General features: G+C 31.9%; 25 protein-coding genes. 9 read left to right on the top strand and 16 right to left on the bottom strand.

All coding sequences use genetic code 11. The features are described from left to right. Positions 1–44 precede the first annotated feature (44 nt). Positions 45–1,676 carry an ABC transporter substrate-binding protein gene (locus GQR97_RS11205; RefSeq protein WP_233267525.1) on the top strand — a complete coding sequence of 544 codons (1,632 nt, stop codon included), beginning with the start codon at positions 45–47 and terminating at the stop codon, positions 1,674–1,676. A gap of 63 nt (positions 1,677–1,739) precedes the next feature. Here GQR97_RS11205 and GQR97_RS11200 read toward each other — a convergent pair whose 3' ends face one another. From GQR97_RS11200 to GQR97_RS11185, 4 genes are all read right to left on the bottom strand, one after another. Further along, on the bottom strand, positions 1,740–2,393 hold the full coding sequence (locus GQR97_RS11200) for a lysoplasmalogenase family protein (RefSeq protein ID WP_158848398.1): 654 nt from the start codon (positions 2,391–2,393) through the stop codon (positions 1,740–1,742). Between the two features lie 108 nt (positions 2,394–2,501). Beyond that, entirely contained in the window at positions 2,502–3,413 is a 912-nt protein-coding gene (locus tag GQR97_RS11195; RefSeq protein WP_158848396.1) for a TolB family protein, read from the bottom strand. An 89-nt stretch (positions 3,414–3,502) separates the two neighbouring features. After that, complete coding sequence (locus GQR97_RS11190) at positions 3,503–4,678, bottom strand: GlmU family protein (protein ID WP_158848394.1); 1,176 nt, start codon at positions 4,676–4,678, stop codon at positions 3,503–3,505. A 130-nt stretch (positions 4,679–4,808) separates the two neighbouring features. Then, a complete protein-coding gene (locus tag GQR97_RS11185) occupies positions 4,809–5,060 on the bottom strand; it encodes a type B 50S ribosomal protein L31 (RefSeq protein WP_158848392.1) in 252 nt (83 codons plus the stop codon). A gap of 161 nt (positions 5,061–5,221) precedes the next feature. Between GQR97_RS11185 and GQR97_RS11180 the strand changes: the two genes are divergently transcribed. The 7 genes from GQR97_RS11180 to GQR97_RS11150 all read left to right on the top strand — a co-directional run bounded on the left by GQR97_RS11180 (position 5,222) and on the right by GQR97_RS11150 (position 12,280). After that, positions 5,222–5,752 (top strand): DUF4199 domain-containing protein, encoded by a 531-nt coding sequence (locus tag GQR97_RS11180; protein ID WP_158848390.1) that lies wholly within the window; start codon positions 5,222–5,224, stop codon positions 5,750–5,752. A gap of 39 nt (positions 5,753–5,791) precedes the next feature. Then, positions 5,792–6,751 (top strand): glycosyltransferase family 2 protein, encoded by a 960-nt coding sequence (locus GQR97_RS11175; protein WP_158848388.1) that lies wholly within the window; start codon positions 5,792–5,794, stop codon positions 6,749–6,751. Between the two features lie 111 nt (positions 6,752–6,862). Beyond that, on the top strand, positions 6,863–8,593 hold the full coding sequence (locus tag GQR97_RS11170) for a phospho-sugar mutase (protein ID WP_199269844.1): 1,731 nt from the start codon (positions 6,863–6,865) through the stop codon (positions 8,591–8,593). A gap of 34 nt (positions 8,594–8,627) precedes the next feature. Next, entirely contained in the window at positions 8,628–10,457 is a 1,830-nt protein-coding gene (locus tag GQR97_RS11165) for an ABC transporter ATP-binding protein (protein ID WP_158848386.1), read from the top strand. A gap of 270 nt (positions 10,458–10,727) precedes the next feature. Continuing rightward, positions 10,728–11,297: an RNA polymerase sigma factor gene (locus GQR97_RS11160; protein WP_410488926.1), complete on the top strand. Its 570-nt coding sequence runs from the start codon at positions 10,728–10,730 to the stop codon at positions 11,295–11,297. Between the two features lie 33 nt (positions 11,298–11,330). Next, on the top strand, positions 11,331–11,828 hold the full coding sequence (locus tag GQR97_RS11155; RefSeq protein ID WP_158848384.1) for a hypothetical protein: 498 nt from the start codon (positions 11,331–11,333) through the stop codon (positions 11,826–11,828). Between the two features lie 5 nt (positions 11,829–11,833). Further along, a complete protein-coding gene (locus GQR97_RS11150) occupies positions 11,834–12,280 on the top strand; it encodes a Spy/CpxP family protein refolding chaperone (protein ID WP_158848382.1) in 447 nt (148 codons plus the stop codon). A gap of 20 nt (positions 12,281–12,300) precedes the next feature. On the opposite strand, the gene GQR97_RS11145 is transcribed toward GQR97_RS11150, so the two are convergent. Further along, positions 12,301–13,026, bottom strand: coding sequence for an NUDIX hydrolase (locus tag GQR97_RS11145; protein ID WP_158848380.1), 726 nt, complete (start codon positions 13,024–13,026; stop codon positions 12,301–12,303). A 175-nt stretch (positions 13,027–13,201) separates the two neighbouring features. Here GQR97_RS11145 and GQR97_RS11140 point away from each other — a divergent pair, with 175 nt between their 5' ends. Continuing rightward, positions 13,202–14,671 carry a mannitol dehydrogenase family protein gene (locus GQR97_RS11140; RefSeq protein ID WP_233267524.1) on the top strand — a complete coding sequence of 490 codons (1,470 nt, stop codon included), beginning with the start codon at positions 13,202–13,204 and terminating at the stop codon, positions 14,669–14,671. A gap of 73 nt (positions 14,672–14,744) precedes the next feature. On the opposite strand, the gene GQR97_RS11135 is transcribed toward GQR97_RS11140, so the two are convergent. The 11 genes from GQR97_RS11135 to GQR97_RS11085 form a co-directional block, all read right to left on the bottom strand. After that, positions 14,745–15,626: a carbohydrate kinase family protein gene (locus GQR97_RS11135; RefSeq protein WP_158848376.1), complete on the bottom strand. Its 882-nt coding sequence runs from the start codon at positions 15,624–15,626 to the stop codon at positions 14,745–14,747. A gap of 1 nt (position 15,627) precedes the next feature. Then, positions 15,628–17,124, bottom strand: a complete 1,497-nt coding sequence (locus GQR97_RS11130) for a mannitol dehydrogenase family protein (protein WP_158848374.1) — start codon at positions 17,122–17,124, stop codon at positions 15,628–15,630. Positions 17,125–17,136: 12 nt separating this feature from the next. Further along, a complete protein-coding gene (locus GQR97_RS11125; RefSeq protein ID WP_158848372.1) occupies positions 17,137–18,105 on the bottom strand; it encodes an ABC transporter permease in 969 nt (322 codons plus the stop codon). A 25-nt stretch (positions 18,106–18,130) separates the two neighbouring features. After that, positions 18,131–19,654 (bottom strand): sugar ABC transporter ATP-binding protein, encoded by a 1,524-nt coding sequence (locus GQR97_RS11120; protein ID WP_158848370.1) that lies wholly within the window; start codon positions 19,652–19,654, stop codon positions 18,131–18,133. An 18-nt stretch (positions 19,655–19,672) separates the two neighbouring features. Then, a complete protein-coding gene (locus GQR97_RS11115; protein WP_158848369.1) occupies positions 19,673–20,737 on the bottom strand; it encodes a substrate-binding domain-containing protein in 1,065 nt (354 codons plus the stop codon). A gap of 41 nt (positions 20,738–20,778) precedes the next feature. After that, entirely contained in the window at positions 20,779–21,651 is an 873-nt protein-coding gene (locus GQR97_RS11110) for a hypothetical protein (RefSeq protein WP_233267523.1), read from the bottom strand. A gap of 357 nt (positions 21,652–22,008) precedes the next feature. Then, entirely contained in the window at positions 22,009–23,073 is a 1,065-nt protein-coding gene (locus tag GQR97_RS11105; RefSeq protein WP_158848367.1) for a WD40/YVTN/BNR-like repeat-containing protein, read from the bottom strand. A gap of 110 nt (positions 23,074–23,183) precedes the next feature. After that, positions 23,184–23,852 (bottom strand): SCO family protein, encoded by a 669-nt coding sequence (locus GQR97_RS11100; protein ID WP_158848365.1) that lies wholly within the window; start codon positions 23,850–23,852, stop codon positions 23,184–23,186. 4 nt (positions 23,853–23,856) lie between these two features. After that, positions 23,857–24,474 (bottom strand): toxin-antitoxin system YwqK family antitoxin, encoded by a 618-nt coding sequence (locus tag GQR97_RS11095; protein ID WP_199269843.1) that lies wholly within the window; start codon positions 24,472–24,474, stop codon positions 23,857–23,859. An 11-nt stretch (positions 24,475–24,485) separates the two neighbouring features. Then, the gene (locus GQR97_RS11090; protein WP_158848363.1) at positions 24,486–25,286 is read right to left on the bottom strand and encodes a YHYH protein; all 801 of its coding nucleotides are present in this window, start codon (positions 25,284–25,286) and stop codon (positions 24,486–24,488) included. A 159-nt stretch (positions 25,287–25,445) separates the two neighbouring features. After that, positions 25,446–26,879, bottom strand: coding sequence for a CotH kinase family protein (locus GQR97_RS11085; protein WP_158848361.1), 1,434 nt, complete (start codon positions 26,877–26,879; stop codon positions 25,446–25,448). Positions 26,880–26,881: the final 2 nt, after the last annotated feature.

Below are 26,881 nucleotides of genomic sequence, written 5' to 3'. Positions count from 1 at the left end.
TCTTTACACTTAAAAAGTCTGCAAATTTACAATTAATAAGTTATATGATAAAACATGTTACTAGTCAAATAATAAACTACCTATCAATTAGTTGCGCTGTTTTATTCTTTTTTTCATGTGAAAACAATTCAAATCAAGGTAAAGATCACCTTGTTTTTCGGTATAATGAACACAAAAACATAGGTTCACTAGACCCTGCATTTTCTAAAGATATTGCAGATATTTGGGCAACAAATCAATTATTTAACGGTTTGGTACAAATGGATAACAATTTAAAAGTTATTCCATGTATTGCAAAAAGCTGGCATATTTCTGAAGACGCAAAAACCTATAACTTCACTCTTAGAAACGACGTTTATTTTCATAAACACAAACTATTTGGCAAAGACTCAACAAGAACAGTAGTTGCTAAAGATATTGAATACAGCTTAAATCGATTATTGGACAAACAAATTGCATCACCAGGAAGTTGGATTTTAAACAAAGTAGACCAATTTAATGTTGTTAATGATACTCTATTTCAAATTAAATTAAAACAACCTTTCCCTGCCTTTTTAGGTTTATTAACTATGAAGTATTGCTCGGTTGTACCTAAAGAAATTGTAGAATTTTATAATTCTGATTTTAGAGCAAACCCGATTGGAACTGGCCCTTTCAAATTTAAACGTTGGGAAGAAAACATAAAATTGGTATTCAGAAAAAATGAACTTTATTTTGAAAAAGACTATAACGGAAATAGCTTACCTTATTTAGAAGCTGTTGCCATTACTTTTTTACCAGACAAACAAAGTGAATTCATGCAATTTGCCCAAGGTAACATAGATTTTGTATCTGGTTTAGATGCTTCTTACAAAGATGAAGTTTTAACTGCTGATGGTAGATTACGTGATAAGTATGAAAAAACATCACGATTAATTCGTGGCCCATATTTAAATACAGAATATTTAGGATTTAATTTAGACTCTCAAACTTCGGAAACTCAATCAAAACTATTAAGAAAAGCTATTAATTATGGTTTCGACCGAAAAAAAATGATGATTTATTTACGTAATGGTGTTGGTATTCCAGCAAACGGAGGATTTATACCCAAAGGATTACCTGGATACAATGCACTGGTTGGTTTTAGTTATCAGCCTGAAAAAGCGAAACAATTAGTTGAGCAATATAAAAATGAAACGGGTAAAAAAGATCCAGAAATAACAATAACAACCATTGGAAATTATTTAAGTTTTTGCGAATATATACAACGTGAACTTCAAAAAACAGGCCTTATAGTAAACATAGATGTTATTCCAGCCGCTACTTTAAAAGATGCCAAAGCCAATAACAAATTAGATCTTTTTAGAGCTAGTTGGGTTGCAGATTATCCCGATGCCGAAAATTATTTATCTCTATTTTATAGTAAAAATTTCGCTCCGAATGGTCCTAATTATACACATTTTAAAAACTCAAAATTCGATTCTTGGTACGAACAAGCTTTTACAGAAACTAACCCAAAAAACAGAGAAAAACTTTACTCTAAAATGGATTCCTTAGTTATGCAAGAAGCTCCAATTATTCCTTTATTTTATGATGAAGTTGTACGCTTTACAAGAAAAAACGTAAAAGATTTAGGAATAAACCCAATAAATTTATTAGAACTAAAACAGGTTAAAAAGCTAGAAGATAAAAATTAGTATTAGCTCACAACCAATAAGTATTCCTTACTCAGTATAAACAATCTAAGCAATCTATTTTAATTAAATTATTTCAACAGTTTCTTTTGGCTTAATTAAGACCTCTCTTAATATTCCAATAACAAATAAATACTGCCCCAACTCATACAAAACAACAACTAATGTTCCATTTAAAGTAAAATTACTTCCATATAGCCTAACAGCCAACAGACTTTCTGATATAACAAAAAGGAAAAGACCTGAAAATACGAGAATATAACTTTTATAGCAAACAAATTCTTTTCGCATAAAAGCAAAAGCCATCAAGATTACAGATATAGAAAAATAAGCAACTATTATAAGTAACTGATCACCTAATTTATCATAAATTTCATCAACTAGGAAATACATAAATAAACTAAAGAATAGAAAAAAAGGAATTATCCGATTAAAATTAAAGTCATGATTTTTAGCTAAGCGCAAGCAATAGAAAGCCTTACCTCCAACAAAAAACACAAAAGAAAGTATGAAAAACGTGAAATTATTTTTCATAACTACTCCAAAACATCCGCCTATAATAAACAGTACTAAAGCCACAATTACGGCATTAGACTTGAACTTGGGAACATTTTCTTGTTTGTTTACAATATAATATACTAGCAACAAACCTATTGCTAAACTTTTGGTTATATAGCGATAAAATGTTTCATCAAGGCTTTGTTTAACCAAATCATCCATTAATACAGCTGCAAAAAATAGCACTGAAAACAAATAAATGTTTTTAAAAAAGATACGCATAAATTAGATTGATAGACTTAATTTTTCACAATATAGCCAATTCCTTACTTATTTTTTTTTAAATGAATAAATATCATCATCACCCTTGCCTTTTAAACGTTTAGACGATAAAAAACCAGAAGTATTATCCCGATTCATTATTAATGACAAATCATCCTTATTACTATTCAATGGTTTTTCTAATTTTTCAGCTTTTTCAAAAGCACCGTCATCATTCATTGTACTTTTATACAAGTCGTAACCACCAAAACCATTAGGTCTATTAGATGAAAAATACAACGTATTATCTTCCGCTATAAATGGAAACATTTCTTTTCCATAAGAATTAACTTTAGCTCCTAAATTCTCAGGTTCACTAAACGAATTGCCTCCTAGTATATCGACCTTAAAGATATCTGAACCTCCCCTAGTCGTTGCTTTTCCTCCTTTAATATTCGCTGTAAAGAATAAAGTTTTTCCATCTGCGCTCAATGCGGGATGTGCATAAGAAAATTTTGGCTTACAAAATGATAGTACTTTAAAATTAGTAAACCCAATGCCCGCTTTAAATTCCCCAACTTCTAAATGAAAATTAGTTTCTTTAAACCTAACCTTAGGCTTATTTTTATTTGTGTAAACCGTTGTGATATAAATTTTATTTCCGTCCTGAGATAGTGTCGCACTAGAAATTTGAGGCACCCCTGCCTTAGAGTCAATTTGTAATTGGGAAACCTTATCAATAGTTCCAGAATTAGTTATTACTCCTTGGAATATAGTTAATTTAGGTTGTCCATGGACTCGCTTTACTCTACCTTTTTTATCAAGTTCGTAAGAGGCAAATAAAATATCATCATTAACACGCATTAATCCAAAATGTGGGTTTTCATTATTGATACTTAAATTGTCAATAATAAAATTTTCATTTTGAGCTATAGTTATTCCGCTACAAATAAAAAAAATACAGACTAGAAATTTAACCATAAAAAACTGATATTTAAACAAATATACAAATACTTGAATAACTGAAAAGTGTTCAAAAAAAAGTCATCAACAAATTTCGTATAATCCTGCTATGATCTTCTGTATTTTTTTGTCTCTTCAAAAATATGCTCTAAAATAGCCTCGTCTTGCTGGTCTAATTCGATTTTCCGTCTACCCATAACCACTTTAGCAACCTCAAAAGCTTTCTTTGTTAAATACGTTGAAAACCCACTACTACCTCCCCAAGAAAAACTAGGAACAAAATTCCGAGGAAATCCACTACCAAAAATATTAGCGCTCACACCAATAACGGTACCAGTATTAAACATAGTATTTATACCGCATTTACTATGGTCGCCCATCATTAATCCACAAAACTGCAAGCCTGTTTTGGCAAAACCCTCTGTTTGGTAATCCCACAAACGCACCTCTGCATAATTGTTTTTAAGGTTGGAATTATTGGTATCGGCTCCTAAATTACACCACTCGCCTAACACAGAATTCCCTAAAAACCCTTCATGACCTTTATTAGAATATCCAAAAATAACTGAGTTATTTACCTCTCCACCTACTTTACTAAATGGACCAACTGTTGTAGGTCCGTAAATTTTAGAACCCATTTTTATAATTGAAGATTCACATAACGCAAATGGTCCACGGATGAGAGCGCCTTCCATAATTTCTGCATCTTTAGAAATGTATATTGGTCCATTAGTCGCATTTAACGTTGTAAATTCAAGTTTTGCACCTTCTTCTAAAAAAATATTTTCGGGAGCAATAATATTATTGGTTTTCGAGATCGGTTCCGATGTTCTATCTTCAGTTAATAATTTAAAATCTTGCTTAATAGCATCTCCATTCTTAGAAAAAATATCCCAAGTATTTTCGATTTTTAATACCTCTCTGTCAAATTCAATAGCATGATAATCATCAAAATCAATATCTTCTTGCCCTTCTACAGCAAAAAAGGCTATAATATCATCACCTTGAAATATAGCTTCATTTTCTTTTAACCCTTTAATTTTTTCAACTAATTCTTCATTTGGAAGGTATGATGCATTTATCATAACATTTACCTCCATTTCAACCATCGGGAATTTATCTGCTAAATAATCTTCAGTTATGGTTGTTGTAGTACAACTCAGATAACTTTCCCATTTTTCACGAATCGTTAATATTCCTACCCTAATATCAGCAACAGGCCGAGTATAAGTAAAAGGTAATAAATTATTACGTGAAGGACCGTCAAAAAGTATATAATTCATTTTTAGTCTGAAGTTAAAAGCTCACCTAAATAAACTCTAAATTATTAATTCAAAAGTAACCTAATTATAGAAAACAAAAAAGCCTTACATATTAAATATGAAGGCTCTTTATATAAAATGTAGGCTAAACTTATTTTTTAAACTTAGCGTATTTGTTTTTGAACTTGTCAATACGACCAGCTGTATCTACTAATTTAGATTTACCAGTGTAAAAAGGATGAGATGTTCTAGAAATCTCCATTTTTATTAATGGATATTCAACACCTTCTACTTCAAGAGTTTCGTTTGTATTTGCTGTAGATTTTGTTAAAAACACATCTTCATTAGACATATCTTTAAACGCTACTAATCTATAATTTTCTGGGTGTATACCTTTTCTCATCGCTAAATGCTTTTTATTCTTTTCAATTTTGGAAGTGCAAATTTAAGTAAATTTTATAAATTTACAATATTTTTTGCATTTTATTTTTTACTGCTACAAATGTAACGTTTTAGTATCTTTGAACACTAACAATTCAACTAAAATAATTTAATCAAAATATCATGGAAAAAACATTAAAATCTATCGCTACTAATTTCGGATTGTATTTAGGAGCTTTTTTAGCGCTAATCACTATAATCCCTTACGGCGTAAATATTGAATTACTTGCAAATACTTGGCTAGGTGCCTTCATTTTAATTGCTGTTATTGTTTTCGGAATTGTTTCTGTAGCCAAGGTTAAACAAGCTCAAAACAGTTACGCTACTTTTAAAGAAGCTTTTACTGCATATTTTATTACTGTTGCGCTAGGTTTACTAATTAGTGTTTTAGTCTCTTATATATTATTCAACTTTATCGATCCAGAAGCAGCAACTGTTTTAAAAGAGATTACTATTGAAAAAACAGTACAAATGATGGAAGGCTTTAATTCACCAAGTGACATTATCGATCAAACGGTAGAAAACATGGAAGCTCAAAACAATTATTCTTTAGCCAACATCGCTAAAGGTTTAGCCGGTTACTTAGTTATGTTTAGTATTATTGGTTTAATAGTTGCTGCTGCAATGAAAAAAAACACTCCTGACGCAGAATAATTTCAGTATTTTTGAATTTTATTACTTGAAAAAAAATAAATGGATATATCAGTAGTTATACCACTACTTAACGAACAAGACTCTTTAACCGAATTACACGATTGGATAGCTAAAGTTATGCTAAACCATAGTCTTTCGTATGAAATTATCTTTATTGATGATGGAAGTAAAGATGACTCTTGGAAAATAATTACCGCACTTTCAACTCAAAATAAAAGTGTGAAAGGCATTCAGTTTTTAAGGAATTTCGGTAAATCTCAAGCTTTACATGCGGGTTTCGAAAAAGCACAAGGTGATGTTATTATTACTATGGATGCGGATTTACAGGATAACCCAGATGAAATCCCCGATCTTTATAGCATGATTATAAATGATGGTTACGATTTGGTTTCTGGCTGGAAAAAGAAACGTTACGATTCTGTTATTGCTAAAAACATACCATCAAAATTATTTAATTGGGCTGCCAGAAAAACATCGGGTGTAAAACTAAACGATTTTAACTGTGGCTTAAAAGCTTACAAAAACGAAGTCGTTAAAAATATTGATGTTAATGGTGAAATGCATCGTTATATTCCTGTACTTTCAAAAAATGCAGGCTTTACAAATATTGGTGAAAAAGTAGTACAACATCAAGCTCGAAAATATGGCGAAACCAAATTTGGGATGGACCGCTTTATTCATGGTTTTCTCGACTTAATAACCATTTGGTTTCTATCTCGCTTTGGAAAGCGCCCCATGCATTTGTTTGGTGCATTAGGTTTTATAATGTTCGCCATTGGTTTTGCATTTGCGCTATACCTTGGTATAGATAAATTATGGTTAAATAGAACAGGCCGATTAATTACCCAACGTCCACAATTTTTTATTGCACTTTCTACCATGATTATTGGTACGCAATTTTTTGTAGCAGGTTTTTTAGGTGAAATTATTTTACGAAATAGACCTGATAAAACACGCTATTTAATTAAAGATGAAATAAATTTAAGCCCTAATCATTAAGAAAAAGTTAAAAACACTTTTAATGGCGTCAAAATAGCCCATTTTTTAAAAATTATTCTTTAACAATTGTTTACTTTTGTTCTCACTTGTTGCACAACTAATTATACATATATGATACACATTGAACCAAAAATTTTAGACAGAATAAACGCCTGGTTAACTCCAGCTTTTGATGAAGAAACGCAAAACACTATAAAAGATAGTATTGCAAACCATCCAAAAGACATACAAGAAAGCTTTTATAAAGATTTAGAATTTGGAACAGGTGGTATGCGTGGCATCATGGGTGTTGGCACAAACCGCATCAATAAATATACTTTAGGGAAAAGCACCCAAGGTTTAAGCGATTATTTACATAAATCGTTTCCAAATGAAACACCAAAAGCTGTAATTGCTTACGATTGTAGACACAATAGTAAATCATTAGCAAAATTAGTTGCCGATGTATTTTCTGCAAATGGTATTAAAGTTTATTTATTCGAAGATTTACGAGCTACACCAGAATTATCTTTTGCTGTAAAACATTTAAACTGCCATTGTGGTATTGTTTTAACGGCATCTCACAACCCACCAGAATACAATGGCTACAAAGTATACTGGCAAGATGGCGGACAATTAGTACCTCCGCATGATGGTGGTGTAATTAACCTAATTAATAATTTAGATTATGCTGATATTAAGTTTGAAGCAAACAACGATTTAATTGAATATATAGGAAAAGATGTTGATGATGTTTTTATCGATGCATCTGTTAAAAATGGTTCTGTTGGAGCAACACAAGCTGCAAAAGACGATTTAACAATTGTATTTACATCTTTACACGGAACTTCTATTACTGCCGTTCCTGAAACGTTAAAGCGTGCCGGGTTTAAAAATGTACATATTGTAAAAGAACAAGAAGTACCAGATGGCGACTTTCCAACGGTAAAATCGCCTAACCCAGAAGAACCAGCGGCTTTAAAAATGGCTTTAGAATTAGCAGATAAAGTAAATGCCGATATCGTTATTGGTACCGACCCTGATTGTGATCGTTTAGGTGTTGCTGTTCGAAATTCTGATGGTGATTTACAATTACTAAACGGAAATCAAACCATGTTAATGATGACCGATTTTCTACTTAAAGAATGGAAAGCAGAAGACAGAATTAAAGGCAAAGAATTTATTGCATCTACTATAGTTTCTACACCAATGCTTACCAAACTTGCAGAATCTTATGGTGTTGAAAGTAAAATTGTACTTACTGGTTTTAAATGGATTGCAAAATTAATTCATGATTTTCCTGAATTAGACTTTATTGGTGGTGGAGAAGAAAGTTTCGGTTTTATGGTTGGCGATTTTGTTCGCGATAAAGATGCCGTAACCTCTACTCTATTAGCTTGCCAAATTGCAGCAATAACAAAATCTAATGGAAGCTCTTTCTTTAATGAATTAATTAAACTTTACACCGAACACGGTTTTTATAAAGAAAAATTAATTTCATTAACTAAAAAAGGAATCCAAGGTGCCGAAGAAATCAAACAAATGATGATTGATGCGCGCCAAAAACCATTTACAGTTGTTAACGAATCTAAAGTTATTAAAATTGAAGATTACGATTCTTCTATAGCAAAAAACATGGCTACAGGAGAAGAAACAACTATTGATGTACCAAAATCTAACGTGTTAATTTATTATACTGAAGATGGTAGCCAAGTAGCATTACGCCCAAGTGGAACAGAACCAAAAATAAAATTCTACGTAAGTGTAAACACTAAATTATCTAATGTAGAAGATTTTAAAGCTACAGAAGCTTCACTTGACGCTAAAGCGGAAGACATCTTAAAAAGTATGAATCTCATTTAGAGTTTCAAATAACTTAAAATAAGCATCAATTTAGATGAATCATTTTTATAACATACTTCGGTATGCCAAACCATATAAGAATTTTGCCATAGGACACATTATCGCTAATGTGTTTTATGCTTTATTTGGGGCACTATCTTTTATAGCATTAATCCCTATGCTAGACATTTTGTTTGGAACAAAAGACAAAATGAAACCTATTGTAAAACCTATCTACAAAGGGATTTCTAGCTTAAAAGATTTCTTCAAGGATTACCTAGCTTATCAAGTAAACTTACACACAGATAATGATCCGCAAAAAGCACTACTTATTGTAGTTGGTTTAATTGTAGTTTTGTTTCTACTAAAAAACCTATTTGGCTATTTAGCAAATTATTTTATGGTGTTTTTACGTAATGGTGTAGTTAGAGATATTAGAAATACCGTATACAAAAAAACTGTAGAATTACCACTGTCCTATTTTTCCGAACAGAAAAAAGGAGATATTATGACGCGTGTTACTGCAGATGTTTCCACCTTACAATACTCGATGCTTCCTGCCTTAGAGCTTATTGTTCGTGAACCACTTACCATTATTTTCACTATTGTAATGATGCTTTTAATAAGTGTAAAGTTAACCATTTTTGTATTTATCTTCATTCCACTTTCAGGATTGGTTATTTCAAAAATAGGAAAAAGTTTAAAACGAAAATCAGATCGTGTTCAAAAAGAACAAGGCTTAACCCTATCTACTTTAGAAGAAACCTTAACCGGATTACGCATTATTAAAGGTTTTAATGCGGAAAGTGAATTTTATGATAAATTTTCTGAATCTACAGGAAGGTTTTACCACTTTTCTAATAAATTATTAAACCGTCAAAATTTAGCATCGCCTGCAAGCGAATTTTTAGGAATATTAGTTATCTCTATTCTATTATGGTATGGCGGACAATTAGTTCTAGTCGATAAAACGCTTGACGGAAGTTCTTTTATAGCATATATGGGTCTTGCTTACAATATTTTAGTTCCGGCCAAAGCCATTTCAAGAGGACTTTTCAATCTTAAACAAGGTAATGCTGCAGCAGAACGTATTCAAGAAATCGTGGATGCTCCCAACCCCCTAAAAGATAAAGAAAATGCGCTTGAAAAAGCAAGTTTCGATTCAGAAATCGAATTCAAAAACATTTCTTTCAAATATAAAAATGATTATGTTTTGAAAGATTTCTCATTAACTGTTTCAAAAGGAAAAACAGTAGCTTTAGTTGGGCAATCTGGTAGTGGAAAATCTACAATAGCAAACCTTATTACACGTTTTTACGACGTTAACAAAGGAGAAATCTTAATTGACGGCATCAATATTATTAATTTAAAAACAAGCACTCTACGTGCGCAACTAGGTATTGTAACACAAGACGCTATTTTATTTAACGACACTATTGTTAACAATCTAAAATTAGGAAAACAAGAAGCAACGGATGAAGACGTAATCGAAGCCTTAAAAATTGCCAATGCATGGGAATTTGTTAAAGATTTACCAGAAGGTATTCAAACCAATATTGGCGATGCTGGAGGGAAACTATCTGGCGGACAAAAGCAACGTTTAAGCATCGCTCGAGCTGTTCTTAAAAGTCCACCAATTATGATTTTAGACGAAGCAACATCTGCTCTAGATACAGAAAGTGAACGTATAGTTCAAGTTGCATTAGAAAACATGATGAAAAATAGAACGTCCATTGTAATAGCTCATAGACTTTCAACCATTCAAAATGCTGATAATATTGTTGTTTTAAATAAAGGTGAAATTGTAGAACAAGGCAAACATCAAGAGCTTATTGATAAAAATGGTGTTTATAAAAAACTTGTAGATATGCAAAGTTTCGAATAAATACTTCAACGTTATAAAATATAAAAAGGATAGAGACTTGGGGTTTCTATCCTTTTTTTGTAAGCTTATAGTTAGACTTGGGGACGACTAACAACTTAAGTAGGTTTCTGCAACAAATTTATAATAAATTCTCTTATAAACAATAAAATTAATGCATTTAATCTAATTTATATGCTTTTTATCGATTATTTAAACAATAAAAAACTAAAGATCAATTGGTTATGTTTTTAATAAAATTTAAACATTTAAGATTAAACCTTTTGTATATTTATGAGTCTAAAAAATAAAGAAGTTTTAGTGACGGACGAAGTACAGCTCATTGAGCAATTAAAATCGGAAACCCATAAAGAAGCAGCCTTTAGAGCATTGATAACGCTATATAAAGAACGCTTATATTGGCATATTCGAAATATTGTAAAATCGCATGATGATACTGATGATGTGTTGCAAAATACATTTATTAAAATCTTTAAAAATATAGATAACTTTAAAGGCGACAGTAAACTATTCTCTTGGATGTATCGTATAGCAACAAACGAATCTATCACGTTTATCAATAAAAATGCAAAACGTTTACAAACTAGCAACGAAGAAGTACAGCAATTAGTCATTAATAACTTAACATCCGATGTGTATTTTGAAGGAGATGCCATTCAATTAAAATTACAACAAGCCATTGCTACGCTACCAGAAAAGCAGCGATTAGTATTTAATATGAAATATTTTGAAGATATAAAATATAAAGATATGTCGGAAATTTTAGAAACAAGTGAAGGTGCGCTAAAAGCATCGTATCATTTAGCTGTAAAAAAAATTGAAACCTTTTTAACACAAGATTAAACCTTTTAAAAAAATACAAGTCTTAATAGTAAGATGAAAACAAATAAAATACATAACATAACTAACTCAGGCTTAAAAGCTCCGAAAGATTATTTCGATAATCTTGAAGATCGTTTTATGGCCGAAATAAAGCTTAATGAAGTAGCTAGGGATTCTGGTTTTAAAGCTCCAGAAGGTTATTTTGATTCTTTAGAAAACAGTATTTTAAATAAAGTTTCAGAACAAAAAACGACTAAAGTAATTCCTTTATTCAACAGAAAGAATCTACTTTACATTTCGAGTATTGCTGCAGCAGTTTTATTACTGTTCAATCTTTCAATTTTTGAAAAACAAACAAATTGGGATTCTTTAGACATTGATACTGTCGAGAATTATATTTTAGATGAAAATGTAGGCTCTTACGAAATTGCTACTCTATTATTAGTGGACGATATTTCGGAAGAAGACTTTGAGTATTTAGAATTTACAGACGAAGCTATGGAAGGTTATTTTTTAGAAAACGCGTCCATGGAAGATTTAATTATAAAATAAAAAATATGAAAACATATATTTCAACCCTATTTATACTCTTATTTACAGTAAGTGTATTTGCACAACATAAAGATCGAGAACGCATACAAGCTCTAAAGGTCTCTTTTATTACAGAAAAATTAGACCTAACAGCTAAAGAAGCTCAAGCATTTTGGCCTATTTATAATACATACGATGAAAACTCGAGAAAATGTAAATATGAAGACATGCGCGCTATTCGAAAAGAAATAAAAGAAAACGCTACAACTATAACCGATGAAAAAGCTAAAGAATTATTAGATAAATTTGTAGAAGCTGAAGATAAGTTACACACGGAGCGTGTAAATCTAATTGTTAATTTAAAAAAAATTATTTCGCCCAGAAAAATTATATTACTTAAAGCCACCGAAGACGATTTTAACCGAAAGCTTTTTGATGAATACAAAAAACGTAAACATGAACAAAAAAAGTAATATTTTAAAATAAACAAGGATTATACATTAACGATAAAATCCTTTTCGGAGACTTTATCATACACATCACGGCTAAAAACATATAATTTAGATGGTTTTTTAGCCGTTCCTTTTTTAGTTTCATTAAGTGGAACGATATATATTTTTTTTAATACTTTTTTTCTGAAATTCCGATTATCCAACTCAATTTCCAAAACTGATTCAAAAGCAAATTGCAATTCATTTAAAGTAAATTTATCAGGCATTAAGTCAAAAATTATAGGCTCTACCATAATTTTTTGTTGCAAATCCTCATGTGCGTCTTTTATAATTTTACTATGATCGAAGCCTAACTCTGGCAAAGCATCGATAAAAAACCATTTAAATTCTTTTTCATTAGCCTCAATACAATCCATTGGTTGTGCAAAATAATAGGCAATCGTCATCGATTGCGTTTTTACTCCATGACTGCGTACCCAAAGTAAATCTTTATCAGATTTTAACCGTGTTGGATTTCCGTATGTTCTAAATTGAGTTCTATTAAACTCATTATAGCCTGTTATACCTTTAAAAATAATATTAGCAGATTCTTCCAAAGTTTTACTAATAAAAACTCGGCCACCAGTAAGCATCCAGTCATCAATTACCGGATAATCTTCATCAAACATATTAAGTGTTCGTTTTCGTAATAAAACGTTTAAACCATCCTCATTCAACCCGAAAATCACACAATCTACAGATACATTATCTCGCTTCCTAAAATCCATTTTTCATCTTCAAAAATTCTAAAATAAAAAAACAATAAAACATTTTCTTATTCTGTAATATACAATGAAACCGCAAATTTTCAATGTAAATCAATATTTTTTTATGTAAATTTAAAAAGATTTTAAACGCTTAGACAATACCAACAACAACATGCCGAATTCTTTATATTTAAACATGGAAAATCTAGAAGCGATAAAAGAAAACGCCTCTACACCTTTGTTTGACAGAGATCAAGTTAAAACGAGTATTGCACATATTGGAGTAAGCAATTTTCATCGTTCTCACCAAGCAAATTACATGCACGATTTAATTGAAAAACATCATGAATTAAATTACGGTATTTGCGGTATTGACTTATTAGATTCTGATCGAAAAACATACAATGTTTTAAAGGATCAAGATGGGTTTTACACCTTAATTACAAAAGATGCCACCAGTTTACATAAACCTAAAATAATAGGTTCTATTATCGAGTATTTTTTTGGGCCAGAAAACCCAATGGCGGTTATAGAACGTTTAGCTAACCCAGATATTAAAATTATATCGCTTACTATTGCTGAAGATGGCTACCATTTAAATGAAATAACAGGTGAATTCAACCAAAAACACCCAGCAGTTGCCGAAGATATTGTTAATCCTTTTAATCCAAAAACTGTTTTTGGCTATTTAACACAAGCTTTTAAATTACGAAAACTTCGTGGATTGCTAGGTTGCACTATTCTATCTTGCGACAACATAAAAAATAATGGGGATACCATGAAACAGTCGTTTTTAAATTATGTAGAAAAAAACGAACCAGATTTATTGCCTTGGCTAAAAAACAATACCACTTTCCCAAATACAATGGTGGATAGGATTACACCTTTAACGCACCATAAAGATCTTGATACTTTAAAAAACGATTTTTTTATAGAAGACCAATGGCCTGTGGTTTGCGAATCTTTCACAGAATGGGTTATTGAAGATAATTTTTATAACGAAAAACCAAATTGGGAAAAAGTAGGTGTTCAATTTGTAAAAAATATTGCGCCTTACCAAAACATGAAATTACAGCTTTTAAATGCCGGGCATAGTGTTTTAGGTATTTTAGGTACATTGCATGGCTATAAAACTGTGCAAGAAGCAGCCAATGACACTGACTTTATGCTGTTTCTAGAAAATTTCATGGATCTTGAGGTTGCTCCAATTTTAGTTAAAGCAAAAAAAATAGATATAGCAGAATACAAAACTACACTAATTTCTAGATTTAAAAACCCAAATATAAATGATAGCTTGTCTAGGATTTGCAGTGAAAGTTCGGCAAAAATTCCGATATTTATTTTATCAACTTTAAATATTCAACTTAAAGAAGAAGAAAATGCATTTAACAGAATAGCCTTTATTATAGCTGCATGGTGTAAATATAATGACGGTATCGACGATCAAGGAAACCATTATAACATTGAGGATTCTATTAGTAATACATTAATTAGAATGTCGGCGCTCTCACAACAACACCCTCTTAAATTTTTAGAAATAAAATCTATTTTTAAAGATTTAAGTTCGAATATACTTTTTACTACAAAATATTTAAAATACTTAAACTACATAAGGACGCATAATATTAAAGAAAGTATTATAAATTTCAACGCTAATTTGATTTAAAGTTATAAAAGAAGAAAAGCTTTATGACCAAATTCATAAAGCTTCTCAATCACTATTAACAAAAAACAAATTCTTAACTATTAATCATTTTTTCAATAGCGTCCTTTTTTATTTCTGGATTTGCACCTTCGCTGCTCGCTACAATTGCGCCTACGGCACATGCAAAGTTTAAAGCTTCTTGCGGTGCGTTTTTATTTAATAATTGTGTTATAATAGATGCCAAAAACGAATCGCCAGCACCTACAGTATCTACAACCTTAACTTTATAACCACCGTTATAATAAAACGTGTTGTTTACATACAAAATAGCACCACTACCTCCTTTAGTTACACAAATAGTTTTTGCAGCTGTTTCCTTAGATACAAACTGAATAATCTCCTCTAAAGATTGAGATATAAAACCTAATTCTTTCGCTATTTCAATAATTTCATCGTCATTAAACTTGACAAAATCGGCCTGACTCATTAAGTACTTAAGCACCTCTACCGTGTAATACGGAGGCCTTAAATTAACATCAAAGATTTTATACTTCGCTAATTTTAAAAGCTCGTAAAGTGTCTCTCTCGAAATATCATCGCGAGCAGCTAAACTCCCAAATACAAATGCATCGGAGTTAGAAACTATAGTTTTGGCTTGATTGCTAAGTTCTATTTTATCCCAAGCTCTAGGAAACATAATATCATAAGATGCAGAGCCTTCTTCATCTAAAACCACTTTTACTTTCCCAGTTTTATTTACCGAATCGATTTGAACACCTTCCGTATTTACCCCTCTAGTTTTAAAAAAATCAAGAATTTCAGCTCCTTTTTCATCTTCACCAACACGGGAAACCATAGACACATTGTTCCCAAAAGATTGCAACCTAACAGCTACGTTTAAAGGTGCTCCTCCAATTTTTTTATGGGTTGGAAATACATCCCACAATACTTCTCCAAAACAAGTGATATTTGCCATTTTATATAAAATTTACACGATTCGTATTTATTTCCAAAATACACTTTTCAACACCGTTTTTCACGATATCTTTATATGCACACGTAAATGCTTCTGAAAAAGGTTTAGAATCTTTTAATTTCCCGAAGATAGATTCTATTTTCAAGAACTCAATAGGGGCTACTTTTGACGCTATAGCCTTTTCATTTAAAACAGACTTCATTGCATCTTTAATATTTAAAGCTTTTCCTTTTTCATCTTTACCCAAACTGTAAACAGCCCATGCCGCAGTTACAAAAGCTGCATGCTCAACATTACCGTTTGATTTTAGCTGTGCATTTACTGTTGGTAAAATAAATATCGGAAATTTAGCCGAACTTTCTGAACAAATTCGATCTATTTGATCTTTTATATAAATATTACCAAAACGTTGAAGCAATGACACCTCATAACTTTCAAGATCAACACCCTTTAAATTATTTAGAATAGGCGCTACTTCCCTACCCATATATGCTCTTAAAAATGCATTTATACTCGGGTTATTCGCTGCTTCATCTATAGTATCATAGCCCATTAAAGCACCAAGAATTCCTAAAACTGAATGCCCTGCGTTTAATAATTGAAGTTTCATTTTTTCATAAGGCTCTACATTTTCAACAAATTGAGCACCTACATTTTCCCAAGTTGGTCTACCAGCAATAAAATCATCTTCAATAACCCATTGCTTAAAAGGTTCGCAAACCACTGGCCAAGCATCATCAATTCCCGATGTTTCTTTTAAATTTGAAATATCTACAGCACTAGTAGCCGGTGTAATTCTATCGACCATAGCGTTTGGAAACGACACGTTTTTTTCTATCCAAGATACCAATTCTGGTTCTGCAAATTTTACATAACTTAAAAGCATTTTTTCGGTCATATGTCCATTTCCTTGAATATTATCACAGGACTGAATTGTACAACCTTTTAAACCACGTTCTTTACGTAGTTTTAATGCTTGCGTTAAATAACCAAAAATAGTTTTTGGTGTTTGCTTATGTTCTATATCGTGTTTAATTAACGGATTTTCGAAATTAAATTCCCCCGTAGCTTCATCATAATTATAACCTCCTTCAGTAATAGTTAAACTAATAATTTTAACCTCTGGACTTGCCATTTTTTCAATCACTTTCATTGGGTTTTCAGGTGCGTATAAAACCTCAACAATAGAACCAATAATGCGTTTGGTTAACGACCCATCCAATTCTTTTACAACCAATGTATATAAACCGTCTTGTTCTTTTAAAGCATTATATATTTTAGTATCAAAATCTAGCAATGCTACACCACAAATACCCCAATCTTTAATTGATTCGTTATGCAATAATTGATCGGTATAGAGCGCCTCGTGCGATCTATGAAACCCACCAATACCAACATGCACAATTCCTGCCTTTACGTTATCCCTGTTATATTTAGGGATAGCAACCTCACCCTCAAACCTTGTTAAGTTCTGGTTATTTAATTTTAAATTTTTCATTTTTTATAAGTATTATTTGCTATCAAAACGTTGAAGTAATACAGCAAAAATGATGATAGCTCCTTTTACAACTTGCTGTGGATAAGACGGTACATTTAATAGATTTAAAATATTACCAATTAAACCTAAAATAAGCACACCCATTAATGTATTAATAGCAGATCCTTTTCCTCCATTTAAACTTGCACCACCAATTACAACGGCAGCAATAGCATCTAGCTCCCAAGCCATACCCATATTTGGAGACCCTAAATTAGTTCTAGAAGCTACAATTATAGCAGCTGTTGCAGCTAAAGCCCCAGAGATTGCATAAACTAAAAACTTGTATTTATTAACCTTGATACCAGATAAACGCGAAGCTTCTTCGTTACTTCCTATGGCAATTATTAATCTACCAAATACGTTGTAACGCAGCATCACCATAGCAAAAATCACGATTAAAAAGAATACAATGGCAATATTTGGAATACCAATTGTAGAATTATTTGCGAAATTTGACATAAATTCACCTCCTGGAGTTTTAAATGTAATTGGAGATCCTTTAGAGTAAATAAACCCTAATCCTCTAGCAATCGTCATTAAAGCCAAAGTAGCGACAAATGGTGCCATTTTTTGATATGCGACCAGATAACCCGAGACGCTTCCTAAACTAAAACCAATAATAATGGTTAGTAAAATTGCTAGTGGTAAAACGACAACATTAACCAAAATAGCAAAAGTTACCGCTAATAATGCGACCATGGACCCCACGGATAAATCGATGCCCCCAGTTAAAATCACAATTAACATACCGATACTAATAATACCAATACCTGATACTTGTTTTAATAAATTTGAAAGATTTGTTGATGTAAAAAATACATCGGAAATTAATGCTGAAAAAATAACCAGCAATACAAAAATGAAAATTGTATTATGTTTTACGATAAACTTAAGTATGCCTCCCGGGCTACTTAGTTGTTGTTTTATTGTTAATGCCATGACTTTGTTTTTTGGTATAGTTTTGTTAGACTACTAATTTTAGTGATTCGCCAATAGAATAGCGCAAAATGTTTTCTTCGGAAAATTTATCTTTGGTTAATTCTCCGTAGATTGTACCTTCATGCATGACCAAAATACGATCTGCAATACCCATTATCTCTGGCATATCGGAAGAGATAACTACAACCCCAACGCCTTTTTTGGCGACTTCATTAATAAGGTTATAAATTTCAATTTTGGCTCCAACATCTACGCCACGAGTAGGTTCGTCAATAAAAATAACTTTACTATCAATACTTAACCATTTAGCTAAAGCTACTTTTTGCTGATTTCCACCACTTAGGTTTTTAACGTCTACCTCTGAGCTTGGTGTTTTTATGCTTAATTTTTCAATTAAACCTAACACATTTTTATACTCATTCTCAACATTAATAAAGCCTAGTTTCCCCGAAATACCCGTAAAATTGGTTACACTAATATTTCGTCTAATTGAAAGTGGTAAAAACACACCATCTTCTTTTCTGTCTTCTGAAACAAAACCAATTTGATGCCCAACAGCACATACTGGTGTATTTGTTACTATTTCTTTTCCGTTTAAAATTAAAGTACCAGATTTCTTCTTATGCGCTCCAAAAATAAGTTTCGCTGTTTCCGTTCTTCCACTTCCACCTAAACCTGCAATTCCAAGAACTTCTCCAGGACGTACAGAAAAGGATACATCGTGAACTAAAGTATCTTTTGCTGTTAAATTTCTAACTTCAAAAATTGGAACTTCACCTATTTGAACATCACGAGCAGGATATAAATCTTTCAATTCTCTCCCAATCATTAAACGAATTACCCCATCGGTATCCGTATCTGCAACCGCCATTGTTCCTGTATCTACGCCATCTCTAAGCACAGTAACAGAATCTGCTATCTTAAAAATTTCATCTAAATGATGTGAGATATAAATAATCGAAATTCCTTTTGCTTTTAATTTGAAAAGGTTGTCGAATAATTTTTTAGTATCCGTTGGATCGAAAACCGTAGTAGGCTCATCTAACACTAAAACTTTAGTGTCTTCGGAAAGCGCTTTGGCTATTTCAACCACTTGTTTTTGAACGATACTTAAATCTCTAACTCTTGCCGATGCATCAATTTCAAAACCTAAAGAATCAATTAATTCCTGAGCATCTTTAGTTATTTGTTTCCAATTCATCCAAAATTTACTTGCACCAAGTTTGTGCAGATAAATATTTTCGGCTACCGATAAATCATTCACCAATGATAATTCTTGATACACAACACTAATTCCTAAAACCTGGCCATCGTGAGTGTTTTTTGGACTAATTTCTTCTCCATCTAAAATTACTTTTCCATAATCTTTTTGATGCACACCACTAAGAATTTTAACCAAAGTAGATTTTCCCGCACCATTCTCGCCAAGTAAAGCGTGGATCTCACCAGGCTTTACTCTTAAGTTTACATTTTCGAGTACAGAAACCACACCGAAACTTTTAGATATTCCGATCATTTCAACTCTATATTCACTATTCGAAGTTTTCATATAAACTAGCTTTAGAGATTAAAATAAGGCTTTTGGGTTATAGTATTTAGCAGCGTTTTCTTTCGTAATTAATAAAGGCGCTGTAAATGATGTTTTCTTAAAATCTCTTTTCCCATTCATATATTCAATAGCATAATGAACAGCATTTTTACCAATTTGTACTGGACTATTCATAGCCGTACAACCATAAAAATCTGTATCCATAATATATTTAATGGCTTCTTTTTGTCCGTCGGCACCAGCAACAATTAAAATATCGTCAGTTTTACCAGCTTGAGCAATGGCTTTAATAGCTCCTAAAACACAAACATCAGACTCTGTAATTACCACATTAATATCTGGATGCGCTACTAAAATATCTTCCATCGCTTTTAAACCACCAGCATAAGACCATTCGGTATAAGCTTGAGTTGCAATGTTTAAATCAATTTTACCTTGCGTTCTTAATTGCTCTTCTGTAATACCTTGTAATAAACCTTGTTTGCGAGTTCTTCCAACAGGGTTACCGGCATTACCACTCAATAAAGCGATATTCATTTTAGTACTTCCCATTTTTTGAACAAGCCATTCTCCTGCTAACTCACCATTTGCCAAATTATTAGACTGAATAGTAGTTACGTAATCCGCGGAAGGATCTATAGAACTATCGATAATAAAAACTGGTATTCCAGCTGCTTTTGCTACTCTTGTAACTCCAACCAAAGCATCAGGATCTTTTGGATTCAACAATAAAGCATCAACACCTTTAGTTATTAAATCTTCTACCGCAGCTATTTGTTTATTAATATCATCTTGACCATCCGCAGATAAAAATACCATACCATTTTTTTCTGTATTCGACTTAATACTTTGCAATAATGCTTGGTAATACGGCGCATTTAAAGACGGTGTACAGTACCCGATTTTCTTTCCTGTTAAATCGACATTACTTGCAACAGTAACCCCTGTCTCTTCAGCAGAATTTACTGTAGCACTTGTAGATCCTGTTTCTTCTACACAACTAGATAAATTAAAAATTAAAGCAAATACCATTAATGGTTTAAGGATTTGCTTTAGAACGGATGTTTTGTTTTTTGTTTTCATAATGAATGGTTTAAGGTGTTATTTTATTTAGTTATTGATGATTAAAAAATTGTAAAATCTACTTGAAGTACTGTTTTCTCTTTTTCTGGATTCCACATTGCCGTAACTCCAATTGGCAAATTATAGTTACCTAATTTAACGTTTTTACTAAAGGTTGCCCCTACGTTTATTAAATTCCCTGCTCCTTCTGTATAAAATGTTTTATCTGTAACAAAAGACCATGCGCCACCTGCAAATAAAGATAAGCTAGAATCGTCTTTTTCCCATACTTTACTACTAACTTCAAAATAATGTGTCCAAGAATTTTCTAAAGACCCATCGGTTTGCACTTCGTAATCTCCAGAACCACCACCAAGAATGGTAGCAAAGTATAATAACGTGTTTGGAGTAACATTGTAACCAAAGTTAAGATCTACAAAGTTGTACCCTTGTGTTTTATCATAACTCCAGTAATGCAATACATCACCACGCTCTTCTACACCTGTGTAGTTATTGTGAGTAACCGCTTCGATAAAGAACTTATCAGAAAAACGATATTTTGTATAAATAGAAAATTCTTGATAATGAGCACCAACATTTTCACCTGTAATTTTATTAGTAACATCTACTGTTGTTAAACTCGCACCGCCCCATACTCCAAAAGTAAATTTAGCATCTCTTGAATTAAACTCTAGGTTAGTTGCAATCATAGCCCCTGGATGCACCACAAATCCATGCCATAAGTGCATGTTTTTTACATGAGCTCCAGCACTAAAGGCTTTGTAATCATCATTTACTAAATCGTCTTGCCCTTGAACAGTATTAAAACTAATAAAAAGTACAGTTAATAATACTATTTTAAAAATGTTTAAACTCACGCCAAGTTTAGAAAAGGCATTAGAGTTTTGTCTAATTTTTTGTTGTGGTAGTTTCATGATTTCAATATTTAGTTTAGTTATTTTATAAAACGTACTTTGGACGTTTGTTTGACAAATATAGATAAATATATCTTATATTTCCAAACATAATCTCAACAAAACCCTATAAAACAATGAATTACAAAAAGGAAATAAATTAAAAGTAACTTAAACCACTAGCAAAATAAGGCATTTAACGTACTTTAAACGTTTTTTAAAAAAATGTAAAATATTCAAAAATAATATATCAATTTTATCAAATTCTAAATAAATGAGGTTTATTTTAACAGAGTTAACAATTCTAAAAATAAACAAAAAACACTAATTTTCCTACATAAAAAGAAAAATCACATATTATAAATGAAGAAAAGTCGTCTATTTAAAGCAAAGCTTAGATACCTTACCTGCTCCTGCTGCATAAGCGACAGAATCACTAACAAATCTTATAGTATAAAAACCTTGATCGCTAATATGTTGCCATGTATTACCAGCATCATTAGAAACATCAACACCTTTAAACCCGACAGCAACAAGCTTTTCCCCGTTTGAGTTAGGAATGTATTGCACACAACTTCGATATCCAGGATTTCTACCACTAGCAACAAGTTGCCATGTTTTTCCACCATCGGCAGTTCTAATCTTGTTTGCCACATTATTTTCTGGCTGCGTATAATCGCCGCCAATAGCAAAACCATTCAGTTTATCATAAAAATCAATAGAATATACACCTGTTGTTTCTACTCCTTGTATAACAGGTGTTTCAATAGCCTCCCATGTTTTTCCTTTATTAGAGGAATATAAAATTCGACTAGACTTTCCTCCTGTTGCTACCCAAGTACTGTTTCCAACAATAGCTATATTAGTATCACTTGCAGCGAAAGCCGCTTCACCTTCTTTAGCTTTAGGCAAGTTTTCGCAAGGAACTTTACTCCAATTATTACCACCATCTCCTGTAATTATAATACTCAAACACCCATCAGTAGGGTCTCCAATAGCAATTCCTTCTTGATTGTTCCAGAAATCGAGCGCATCATAAAATGCTTTTGGATGATTCTCTTGATAAACAAGCGTATTCTCATCATTTTTAATTTTATACAATCGTGCAGGACTTTCAATAGATAAGGCAAAACCGTTTTTTGAAGTTAATGCAAGCGATCGAAAATTATTCTTTATAGAATCTGGCGCTATAGCAATGGGGTATACCACGCTTATCTTATTGTCTTGTTTACTTTCGAAAATATGCCCAGCCTTTCCGCTTGAAGTTAAAAAGAAAGCACCGTTAGTTTCTTTTACAATCTCCAAAGCTCTAACGTTTAAAAGTGAATCTTGTAATATATGTTCAATTTCAACAGAAGTTATATTTTTAGTTTTAATGTTTTTTACATTTCCGCAAGAAAGCAACAACACAACAGATAAAATAGTAAGGCTCATTTTCTTCATAAACACAAATTTACTTAAAATTAAAAAGACTCCAGCATTACGCATGGAGCCTTTAGAGCTATTAAACAAAATTTAATTTACTACAAAAATTTGACTGACTCAAATAGTTATTAAATTTCCTTTTTCAAAGCTTTAACATCTGTTATTAATTGAGCCATAGAAGCTCTATTTAAACCATTATAAATCCCTCTAATATGTTTATTCTTATCTATTAATAAGAAATTTTCGGTGTGTAAAAAATCATCAATACTTTTTACTTCTCCTAAATCACTTTCAACAAAATAATGATCTCTTCCAAGAGCATAAATTTCATTTCTACTACCCGTTACTAAATGCCATTTATTATCTATAACATCATTTTTATTAGCATACGCACGTAAAACACTAACAGAATCCGTACTTGGCATTACCGAATGCGATAACAACAAGACGTCTTCGTCGTTTTTAAATTCTTCCTGAATTTTCGCCATATTACCTGTCATTTTAGGACAAATACCTGGGCATGTTGTAAAAAAGAAATCGGTTACATAAATTTTATTTTCAAAAGTATTTTGAGTAACTGTTTCTCCTGACTGATTTGTTAATGAAAAATCTGGAATTTTATGAAACGTTTTTTCTTCTTCCGTATTTGGCGTTAACCAATGTGGCGTAAAAGATTCATCATTGTAATACGGTAAATAATCTACTCTACTGTTTTCAACAACTTTAATATTTTCTTTTTTAACTTCATTCTTACAACCTGTAAAAACCAGCAACACTATAATAAATAGATATTTCATAACATTATTTTTTCCTAATAACTACTTCATCTTCTAATCTAACACATGAGGTTGCTCTTCTCATTCCGAAAACACGACCATTTTTAGCTTCATAATTAACATACATTTTGCCATTAGCTAACCAAGCTTTTTGAAAACCATGTTCTTTTCCATCAACAAAATTTCTTAATTTATTCAATTGCCCATCTGAAAACCATTTTCTTTCAACACCTTGCTTAACGCCGTTTTCGTAATAAGTTTCACCTGACAAAAGGCCATTTTCCCACCAAGTCTTATAACTACCTACTAACCGATTATTTTTATAATAAGACTCTAATTGAAGCTTATCGTTTTTAGTCCAACGTTTGGCAACACCTTCTCTTTTACCATTATAAAAACCCCATTTTTCTTCTAAAACGCCATTTGGGTGGTACTTTAAAGAATAACCATTATAAGGCTTATCGTTATAATACCAGATGCCTTTATTTCCATTAAGAACCAATTCTTCTTTTAAAACTTCAACACTATCAATAACGATTAACTCATCTTCACCAACAACGGCATTAACTGTTTTGTTAGATATACCTTTTTCACAACTCGTGATTGAAAAAGCAATAAGCATAAAAAAAATAATTGGTTTCATATTTTTTAAATTTAGTATCCTTGAAACGGTCCTGCAAAAAGAACATACGCTGGTGTATACGCATAATTACCTGCAGCATACACTTCATTGATAATATGATAATGATACTCTTCTGCACCATCTGTATACTGTGTAATAGATGTATGACCACCTGAAGCATCTAAATCTGTAGGCGTTCCTCCTGTTGAACTACACTGTCTTCCATAAATAAAAACACCATCTAGCAATATACCAACTAAACTATCATCATCACTAGTAATCGGTGTAGGCTCTAAATGATAATGATACACACCAGGGCCTTTATGAGCTCCAGCCCAATCTAAACTTCCGGCAGCTTCATCTAAATCTCCTGCACCCTCTTGATCATTAAATATAGACGCTCCACTAACCGCTATACCAATAGTATTTAATTGTGTTGCAACAGTTGCCCCTGTTAAGTCTGGCGTAGCATCAACTGTAAAACTTGCAGCTTCACCTTGTCCACCACCTATATAAGTGCCTTGAGTTGTTTTTGAAACATCTGGCTCATCGATATAAAGCGCATTATCTGTTTCCCAATACACTGAGGTATGGTCTGGATACCCAGTTGTTTCAATGTAAACTTCCGTACCATCATCAGATAAAATAGCCGTAACCGCATCTGAATTAAATGCTGCAAAAGCAGCGTGTAATTCTGTTACTGCTTCTCCTTCTTCATCACTATCAGCTTCTTCAGAACTGCTATCCTCACTACTACTGCACGCAAGTACCGACATTAATATCAAAGCTAAAAAGCTCGAATACGGCACTATTTTTTTAATTTCCTTTTTCATTTTTAATATTATATTTAAAGTTATACTATGTTGATTATATTTTTTAGATGCCATTCTAAAAATAAACTTGCGATATTTTATTTTTTTTTATTTATATGAATAAAAAAACACCCTAAAAACATAACATTTAAAGGGTGTTTCATCAAAAAAAAAACAATTCTATTCGTCTAAATAACTAGACACAGCAGACGCTCTACTAGACACATGACTTTTTAATGTATTTATTGCAGATTGAAAATCGGAACTCGAACTTAAAAAAGTATACCCATCTACCTCTGAAGTCGCAGCTTCTTCTAACAAAATAGCATACGAATCGTATAAAGCTTGCATAGTTGTAGTATTAAAAGGCCCATCTACAACTTCCTGAACATAGGTGTCATATTGAGCTTTATAAACTTCATCGCTATACAAATACCCTATTAATGGCCATGAAGAAGAACTTAAACCTTGAAAATTTAAAGCGTATGAACCGCCTTGATTCCCTGTTTGAAGCGCTTCATTATTATCCCAAGGAATCCAATTTAATTTCCCAGTATCTGGGTTATTATATAAAAAATAATTATGCGTCATTCTACCATAAGTATCCCAGTTTTGAATAACTGTATTTACAGCTAAATATTTTAAAAATACATCCGTATCAAACACAGTTTCTAAACTTGCTCTCCATGCCGCTGCATCGGAAGTTCTAGAACTATCATGTAAGACATCTAATAAGTTTGCAACATCAGAAAAATCAGCTTCATCTTCATTCGTTTTTTTAACATACTCATCCTCATCATAACTTCCGCTAGCAAAACTTGCTGCATCACCGTCAGGCTTGTATAAATTTCCGTCGTTATCACTGTATTGTGTATCTATAACAGTGTCATCTACCTCCTCAACCATAGTATATGCCCCAAAATATTCGGGTCCATCACCATGATCTACATAAACCTTGTAAAATGCCGTATGCGAAGCCACTAAACCAGCGTTTCTAAAAATATCTGTTGCTACTTTTTCGCGTAACATAGATTTATCTAAATAATTATTTTTAAGACTTAATTTTTTAAAACCATAAAAACGTTGGTTTTTTATTTGTGGGTAATCATCTTCAAATTCATCAAAATCCAATTTAAATGATAATTTTAAAATACCCGAACCCCAAGAACTTGCTAAACTCGAATTACCTTTAAAACGAACGCCTACTTTATACCATTCAATATCATTATAAAACACTGAAGCAGGAACAAAAACAGGATTTTCATCTGAAAAACTATTACCTCGAGACCTTCCAAAAGTTCCATATAAATCTTCCATATCATCCATCATAACATCCCAATTATCTTCCGATATTACAATATCTATTCTTTTTACAGCATCATCTTCAAACACCTCATCGAAATTAGGATCTGCATCTTTAGAGTGCGTATCGACCGTCCAGTCTGTAGCTTCAAAATCTGCATCATCGATTACAACTTCAGTCTCAGCTTCACTAGTTTCATCTTCACTATCAGTAATAGACTCTTTACTCGAGCAGCTTATAAGTAAAAACAGTCCCATGGTTATTATACTCAAAAAAGCTATTGTTGTTGTTTTTAAATTAATTCTCTTCATAA

The sequence above is a fragment of the Algibacter sp. L1A34 genome (assembly GCF_009796805.1).
Lineage (GTDB): Bacteria > Bacteroidota > Bacteroidia > Flavobacteriales > Flavobacteriaceae > Algibacter.
The sequence above is the reverse complement of the archived record's forward strand: the minus strand, read 5'-3'. Positions and strand labels throughout refer to the sequence as shown.

Coding starts and splice junctions, on each gene's coding strand:
- GQR97_RS11205 (WP_233267525.1), top strand. CDS start 45: ATGATAAAACATGTTACTAGTCAAATAATAAACTACCTATCAATTAGT.
- GQR97_RS11200 (WP_158848398.1), bottom strand. CDS start 2,393: ATGGATGATTTGGTTAAACAAAGCCTTGATGAAACATTTTATCGCTAT.
- GQR97_RS11195 (WP_158848396.1), bottom strand. CDS start 3,413: ATGGTTAAATTTCTAGTCTGTATTTTTTTTATTTGTAGCGGAATAACT.
- GQR97_RS11190 (WP_158848394.1), bottom strand. CDS start 4,678: ATGAATTATATACTTTTTGACGGTCCTTCACGTAATAATTTATTACCT.
- GQR97_RS11185 (WP_158848392.1), bottom strand. CDS start 5,060: ATGAGAAAAGGTATACACCCAGAAAATTATAGATTAGTAGCGTTTAAA.
- GQR97_RS11180 (WP_158848390.1), top strand. CDS start 5,222: ATGGAAAAAACATTAAAATCTATCGCTACTAATTTCGGATTGTATTTA.
- GQR97_RS11175 (WP_158848388.1), top strand. CDS start 5,792: ATGGATATATCAGTAGTTATACCACTACTTAACGAACAAGACTCTTTA.
- GQR97_RS11170 (WP_199269844.1), top strand. CDS start 6,863: ATGATACACATTGAACCAAAAATTTTAGACAGAATAAACGCCTGGTTA.
- GQR97_RS11165 (WP_158848386.1), top strand. CDS start 8,628: ATGAATCATTTTTATAACATACTTCGGTATGCCAAACCATATAAGAAT.
- GQR97_RS11160 (WP_410488926.1), top strand. CDS start 10,728: ATGAGTCTAAAAAATAAAGAAGTTTTAGTGACGGACGAAGTACAGCTC.
- GQR97_RS11155 (WP_158848384.1), top strand. CDS start 11,331: ATGAAAACAAATAAAATACATAACATAACTAACTCAGGCTTAAAAGCT.
- GQR97_RS11150 (WP_158848382.1), top strand. CDS start 11,834: ATGAAAACATATATTTCAACCCTATTTATACTCTTATTTACAGTAAGT.
- GQR97_RS11145 (WP_158848380.1), bottom strand. CDS start 13,026: ATGGATTTTAGGAAGCGAGATAATGTATCTGTAGATTGTGTGATTTTC.
- GQR97_RS11140 (WP_233267524.1), top strand. CDS start 13,202: ATGGAAAATCTAGAAGCGATAAAAGAAAACGCCTCTACACCTTTGTTT.
- GQR97_RS11135 (WP_158848376.1), bottom strand. CDS start 15,626: ATGGCAAATATCACTTGTTTTGGAGAAGTATTGTGGGATGTATTTCCA.
- GQR97_RS11130 (WP_158848374.1), bottom strand. CDS start 17,124: ATGAAAAATTTAAAATTAAATAACCAGAACTTAACAAGGTTTGAGGGT.
- GQR97_RS11125 (WP_158848372.1), bottom strand. CDS start 18,105: ATGGCATTAACAATAAAACAACAACTAAGTAGCCCGGGAGGCATACTT.
- GQR97_RS11120 (WP_158848370.1), bottom strand. CDS start 19,654: ATGAAAACTTCGAATAGTGAATATAGAGTTGAAATGATCGGAATATCT.
- GQR97_RS11115 (WP_158848369.1), bottom strand. CDS start 20,737: ATGAAAACAAAAAACAAAACATCCGTTCTAAAGCAAATCCTTAAACCA.
- GQR97_RS11110 (WP_233267523.1), bottom strand. CDS start 21,651: ATGAAACTACCACAACAAAAAATTAGACAAAACTCTAATGCCTTTTCT.
- GQR97_RS11105 (WP_158848367.1), bottom strand. CDS start 23,073: ATGAAGAAAATGAGCCTTACTATTTTATCTGTTGTGTTGTTGCTTTCT.
- GQR97_RS11100 (WP_158848365.1), bottom strand. CDS start 23,852: ATGAAATATCTATTTATTATAGTGTTGCTGGTTTTTACAGGTTGTAAG.
- GQR97_RS11095 (WP_199269843.1), bottom strand. CDS start 24,474: ATGAAACCAATTATTTTTTTTATGCTTATTGCTTTTTCAATCACGAGT.
- GQR97_RS11090 (WP_158848363.1), bottom strand. CDS start 25,286: ATGAAAAAGGAAATTAAAAAAATAGTGCCGTATTCGAGCTTTTTAGCT.
- GQR97_RS11085 (WP_158848361.1), bottom strand. CDS start 26,879: ATGAAGAGAATTAATTTAAAAACAACAACAATAGCTTTTTTGAGTATA.